Below are 6,164 nucleotides of genomic sequence, written 5' to 3'. Positions count from 1 at the left end.
ACCTTCAACGGGGGCAGAACGTACGTGACCCCGGGCTATCCTGGCAAAAGCTTTGACATTCCACTCCTTCTTTGCTACATCCATTTGATCAAACTCAATCGACTGCATGCGATTTAAAACAATGTCAATTTTTTTACTGGACGGTTGCAGGAGTATAGGTTTACCCGCAGGCGTCAAATAAAAGGGCAGGATCGTTGTTTCCGCGGGGCTTTCACCGTACGTCGACACGCAGTACAAAAGGTCCCTGGCGAGGTTTGAAAACAGATAGGCATCCTCTTTTCGTTCCGTAGCCATCACGGGAACCCATTTGCCGTCGTTGTAATTATTGATGTAAACAAGTTTCGGTTCACCATTGATCTGCGGATTCGTGAACGTTATGTCACTGACGGGCAGGTATTGAGCGGTGACATCAATCATTCGGGAATTCACCGACATGGGCAAAAAGTAATTAAGATGCCCGTATTTGTAGTAGGGCGTTTCCTTCTGGGCCGAATACACGTACCGATAAATTTTGCCGGGTTTTCTATACGTGGAATACGGGCTATTCTCGCCGTCTTTGATCAAATACAAAGGTTCGTATTTTCCAATGTTAGCTTCGGCACCTAAAAAAGGTATACTCACGTCATGGGCCAGAACGAGGCTGTTCCAGACATGCGATCCGGGCATGTTACCCCAAGCGGGCGTAAAGTCAATGGATACCGGAACCCCAAACGCTCGTAACGTATAGGCAGCTATCGTAGCCATGGAAACACAGGTGCCTTCCTTCCCATGCGTTATATGGCTGTAGGTTAACGTGTCTTCCAGCTTGTTGGTGTAACTAAATTTAAACCAGGATTTTAAGGAATCGTTAATCCGGTTGCAGCTGTCGACCAAAGCTGACGTACGGGTGATGCCGGAAAAGGAGTGTTTGTGGTACTGGTGCCAAACCTGTCTCCGCCAGGTATGAATGTTCGCAGAGTTTACCCGATAGGGTAATACAAATTCCTTGAATCCATTTTCTGAAATTAAACCGTTTTTGATTAGTTCATTCGAGGATTGATAGGCATCCTCAATGTTACTCAGAATAATGTCATCATTCACTAGTTTCCGGTCCTGACCAATGGCTGTTTTGCTCAGTACATGAATCAGGCCCTCCATGTTTGATTTAATGAAATGATAGTAGCTTTTCTTAACTTCATGCGTCAGGCTAAAAATCTGGACTACCAAAGGTACTGGATGGATCGGCGGTTAAATGACAGCCGGCAGCGGTAGTTAATAAAAGAAAAGCAATGATCTTATTTTTCATAGAATCGTTTTCTGGTAGAATAGCTAAAAAGTAGTTTTATTTCTAACGACATTAACTTTATTGTTAAATAGAAGCAGACAGGTAGCCTGAATTCGTATGTCTTCAACATTAGTATTGTAAAGCACTAAATTTTTCCCGTTTTTCAGTGAAAACGAATAAGGAGTGGCAGGTAAGATAGTCACCTGATGGCCATCATACAGAGCGTAGGCATGGGTGCTGGAATAATTCCGGACGCGTACCTTTACTTTAGAATTATGAATGGATTCAAATTGAATTTGCTCTTTGGATGATAAAAGGGTTTGACCCGTGGAATACATTTTACACGAGGTAGTCATGCCTATCATGCACACGATCAGGAACGCATTGAAAACCAGTAAAAGATTGTCGTTTTTCATAAGATTACTCCATTATTTTAATCGGTCAACCGCCTCTTTACTTTCAGACTGATCTTTATCTTTCGTCTTTACCTGTAATTTTCCAAAACTCCACGCAATAGTTAATCGCAACGTTTGAGCATCATTGTACGTGCTGGTTTGATAGGAAAGATGATTATAAAGCGCCCGCTCCGCCCTTCTATCGCTTTTAAAAAACGTCCGTGAAAAATAAAGTGAAGGTTACATTCGGTTTATCTAATTTCTTTTGTAAAGCCAGATTCACACTGGAATAGTTGAAATGTTTGAAAAAGCCATCACTCATCGTATTCATGTAGTAAAAATTGACTTGTGCCACCCATTTGTTTTTCAGAGAAAACGCCGTCAGCAGCCGAAAATCTACGAGTGGAGTTGAGGCTTCCTTTGCAACCTTTGTATACTGAGCGTTGTAATAAATGACATTGGATGAGCCAATAATTTTTAAAGGCTTAAGGGGATTGAGTGAAACATTGAAATTAGCGTAGTAAGCCTGGGCATTGAAATTGTCATACTGCTGATACAGGCTTCCCTGGTGATCGGGTAAGACGATGGTGCTAATAAAATCTTTCAGGTATTGAAATCCCACCGAAGAAGTAAAGAAGCTATTGTTGCTCCAGGACAAATCCAGAACGTAATCCTTTTGTGGTTTAATGGATTGATTGCCCCGGAAGTTAGCCACGGAGTTATCCGTAAATCGTTCAAAGGGATTTAACTGGTAGTAGTCGGGCCGCGTGAAGGTGTTTTTGTAACTGAGGCTCCAGACATTCGCAGGACTGCTGTTCCATTGAATTAAAAAAGAAGGAAACAGATTGGTCCAGTTAAGGTTAGATTTTGCCCCGGTCGTGACATTTTTTGAAATAATCTGATTGTTCTCGAGGCGTAAACCCAGTCGATAGTAAACATTTTTAACCTCTTTACTCCATTCACTAAAGACTGCATAGGTATGCTCATCGTAGTTAAACCGGGAGCTAGCCAGTAAATTCTTTTCGTTCGTCAGGAAAATTTCATTCTGGTCGTTCAACTGGTTTTTAAAAAACCGGATACCACTCAAGAATTCACCGTTCCCTATATTCCGGCTGTAATGAATGGTTCCTACCACCGTTCCGAGCTTTTGCGGGAAAATATCCAGGTAAGAACGCGTTTGACTTTCTTGCGAACGTACGAAGAAATCAATGGTTCTGGTGTTCGTAAACGATTTGTTATTTTTAAAATATTCTACCTGTAGTTTAAGATTTTGTGTGGTCGAATCCCAGCTTAGCTGATAACTACTCTGAACGAAAAAATTCCTTGCCTGAGTTCTGGAATTAGATTGGAACGAAAAAATGGAATCATTTTCCTGCAATCGTTCCAGGGCAGGAAATCCATTTGTGGAGTTTACCGTAGTGTTAGACGGACTGGAATTTAGTTCTGAATACACACTCAGTACACTTTTCTTACTAAGCTTACTGCTGAACTGACCGTAAATTCGCTGGTGGTCGATGGTATGATCCGAACGTTGATCCACCTGCCAGGGGTGGCTTTGACGATATAGCGTTGAAATGTCTTTGGTTTCTCGTTGGGTGCCGCGATTATTGGAATAGCCGATTTGAATATCGGAATCGGAATTTTTAATGTCCAATCGGGTGGAAAACGTGTTTCTAAGAAAAGTAGCTTTTGCTAAAGCATTCGTGAGGGTAACTTTGACGCCTTTCTGATCGAAATCTTTCGTTTTAATGGACAATGACCGTTAGCTTACATCGGCGGGATAATTACTAGCCGGATTGCTGATCACTTCGATACGACTGATACTGGAGGCTGGAATGGATTGCAGGTAATCTCTCAATTCATTGCTAGTCATATATATTCTTCGATGATCGATATACACAACGGTTTGCTGATTCTTTACGCTGATGTTCCCAGTATCAAAGGTCTGGACCGAAGGCGTGGAGCTTAGCATACTCCAGAGGTCACTGGTGGTGGCCAGGGGACTTTGAGCAACGTCAATGACCAGATTGCCTTTCCGGATTTGCAGGTACGATTTCGCTTTCGTGACGACCACGGATTTCAATTCATGCTGATCCGCCGTCAGGACTAAGGGTGTCCGCGACGTATATTTATTGAGGCTAAGCAACGTATCCAGCTTCTGATAACCCATGAAGGTGACACGGATCGCATACTGACCTTCGTGAGCCAGATTCAAGCGGTAGGTGCCATTCGTGTCCGTTTGAAAAGTAACGAGGGGTTGGTTGTTTTTAAAAATCGATACGTAGGCGAAGGGGAGTGGTTCGGCGGTATGTTTATCCCGTACACTAACGTCCGTGCGAATTTGTGCGTGTATGGAACTGGATACAAACAGCAATAGACTCAGTAAGGATACTAATACATTCATGCTACTTCTATTTAGGTAATTGCGTTTTTAATGCCCAGGCTCTGGCCTTTATCTCCCGGACCAATTTTGAATCTATTTTAATGGGCATCTCGATAATCTTATTGGCTAGCTTTAAGGCCTGCGCATCATCCTGCTGATTCGTGTAAAGCATCATCAATCGATAGCGCGGGTAAAACAGCTTGGGTACCAGGAGGGAGGATTTAAGGTAAGCGCTTTCGGCTTCGGAGAGGCTATTCAATTTTTCATAACATTCGCCCAGCAAAACGTACAGGTCGTAATGGCTGGAGTAGGCGGTTGCCTGGTTTAGTAAGGAAATGGCCCCGGGGTAATCTTTCGTCAGGTATAAATTCCGGGCAAAATCCTTGAGAACCAGGGGATCATCCGACAGTTCGGGCATCACACTCGTATACAGCCTTTTGATGGCTTCTGCGTTCAAGGCCTGAGCGGGTTTCGATGAAGCAATAAGGTGCCACCTCATCACGGCATTGTACCGATAGATCAATCCACCACTGACGACTAATGAAACGATACTTAAAGCAATGAAGACTACTTTTTCATTGGCTACTAAAAACAAAACTATGGGTTTTCTCTGCCGAGATCATTCCAGTAACACTGAACAGAAAGATGAAGACGATGATCATCGTTTCGCCTGGATACGAAAAAAGTCCCAGTACGAATAGCCCCGCTAATGAAAGGATAAACATCAGGGATGACTTACGATTGGATCGTATCCGTTTAGTTAGGTTCGCCAGCAGGAGAATGAATAGTAAGCCCCCAAACAGACCCCCTTTCAGCAACAAATCCATGTATTCGTTGTAATTGACGTTWWCGTACGCCGAAAGAAGCTCAGCGTCTGGATTCGTATGGTTTGCGAAATACGTTGACTGGTGATCGTTGTAACATTTGTCAAAATTTTTGAATGACCAATCCCAAAGAAACGGTTGATGTAGGATCAGTTCGAACTCCCGTTGCAGGATAAACCACCGGCCGGAGGTGGAATCTGCTTTTATAAACAGTGCTCCAGCAACAAGGAGGGTAAAACCAACCACCAGTGATGAAATCAGGATCGTTAATTTGCGTTTTGATAGCTTCGTGCTGAAAACACCCGTTGCCTGTAAGACAAGGAGTAAGCCCACTAGTGACGTGGCAATAAACGCAGTTCTCGAATAGGAGTGAAAGGCAATCAGATAGTATGTTAAACCGCTTGATGCTGCGAAAAAGCCGACTTCATACAGCGGACGTTTGTTTTGCCGGGCCACTACCAGCGAATAGGCCATGAAGGGAAAGATAGCCGCCAGAACATTGGCAAACACCGCTCTATTTCCAAAACTGCCCAGCAGGATCTGCCCCTGCATCAGCTGCGTGCCCGCAATGACAGCTTCGGAAAAACCGATCAGAGTCAGGAAAGTAATGACCCGACTTACTAACAATTTATTTTGATAGTATACTCTTAAAATGACGTACAGCAGGGCACATATGATCACTGTATAGTAATCACTAATCTTCGGAGCTGTAAATGATTTTAAATAAATGTTTAGGGTAACGTATAAGAAAAAAAGGCCCGCCAGGATATCCGTAGAGGTGATATGAAATACGTTTTCAGGGCGAAGATTAAATGCTTTGTAGGTATAGGCTAACACGAGTAGCGTTGGTAAAGCTATCGCTGGAAAAAGATACGTATACGAAAAAATTGGATTCATCACTTACGATTATCGTTAGGACTGAGATCTAAAAAGGCAGTTAAATTGAGTATAATCATGAGGGATGAAAAATAGTAGAGGCCCAGGCAAAGCAGAATGCCCAGGTGCATGGAACAGACTAATAGTAATCCAATGTTTCGGTACGGCTGTTTCCAGATGAATAAAGGGTAGAGTAACTCGATCAGCACGACGCTCCAGCCAATGATCAGGGCCAGCATAGGTAAGGTAGAAAGGAACTCGTAGTCCATGGAAACAGCGGAGGTAAAACCGGGTAAATGCAGTGATTTCCAGATGGATTCGCCGTTCCGCCAGTTATCGCCAATGATCTTTTCAACTCCCGAGGCGAAATACACAATGCACAGGTGCAGCTGTAGTATTTTCCGGTAGGGGGAGGGATTAAC

The 6,164-nt window shown here is 43.3% G+C and carries 6 protein-coding genes; all 6 read right to left on the bottom strand.

All coding sequences use genetic code 11. The features are described from left to right. Nucleotides 1-1,137, bottom strand: a 1,137-nt coding sequence (locus BWI97_RS25610) for a hypothetical protein (protein WP_146011041.1), incomplete at its 3' end; no start/stop codon positions are given. 730 nt (nucleotides 1,138-1,867) lie between these two features. Then, nucleotides 1,868-3,415, bottom strand: coding sequence for an outer membrane beta-barrel family protein (locus BWI97_RS25600; protein WP_102203339.1), 1,548 nt, complete (start codon nucleotides 3,413-3,415; stop codon nucleotides 1,868-1,870). 6 nt (nucleotides 3,416-3,421) lie between these two features. After that, nucleotides 3,422-4,063 (bottom strand): carboxypeptidase-like regulatory domain-containing protein, encoded by a 642-nt coding sequence (locus BWI97_RS25595; RefSeq protein ID WP_102203338.1) that lies wholly within the window; start codon nucleotides 4,061-4,063, stop codon nucleotides 3,422-3,424. 7 nt (nucleotides 4,064-4,070) lie between these two features. Then, on the bottom strand, nucleotides 4,071-4,499 hold the full coding sequence (locus BWI97_RS25590; protein WP_146011040.1) for a hypothetical protein: 429 nt from the start codon (nucleotides 4,497-4,499) through the stop codon (nucleotides 4,071-4,073). 118 nt (nucleotides 4,500-4,617) lie between these two features. Next, on the bottom strand, nucleotides 4,618-5,763 hold the full coding sequence (locus BWI97_RS25585) for an O-antigen ligase family protein (protein WP_102203336.1): 1,146 nt from the start codon (nucleotides 5,761-5,763) through the stop codon (nucleotides 4,618-4,620). Next, nucleotides 5,763-6,164, bottom strand: a 402-nt coding sequence (locus tag BWI97_RS25580) for an HTTM domain-containing protein (protein WP_158242849.1), incomplete at its 5' end; no start/stop codon positions are given. The genes BWI97_RS25585 and BWI97_RS25580, both read right to left, overlap by 1 nt.

The organism is Siphonobacter sp. BAB-5405 (genome assembly GCF_002872335.1).
Lineage (GTDB): Bacteria > Bacteroidota > Bacteroidia > Cytophagales > Spirosomataceae > Siphonobacter.
Note: the sequence above shows the minus strand (reverse complement) of the source record. Positions and strands in the feature narration are given on the sequence as shown.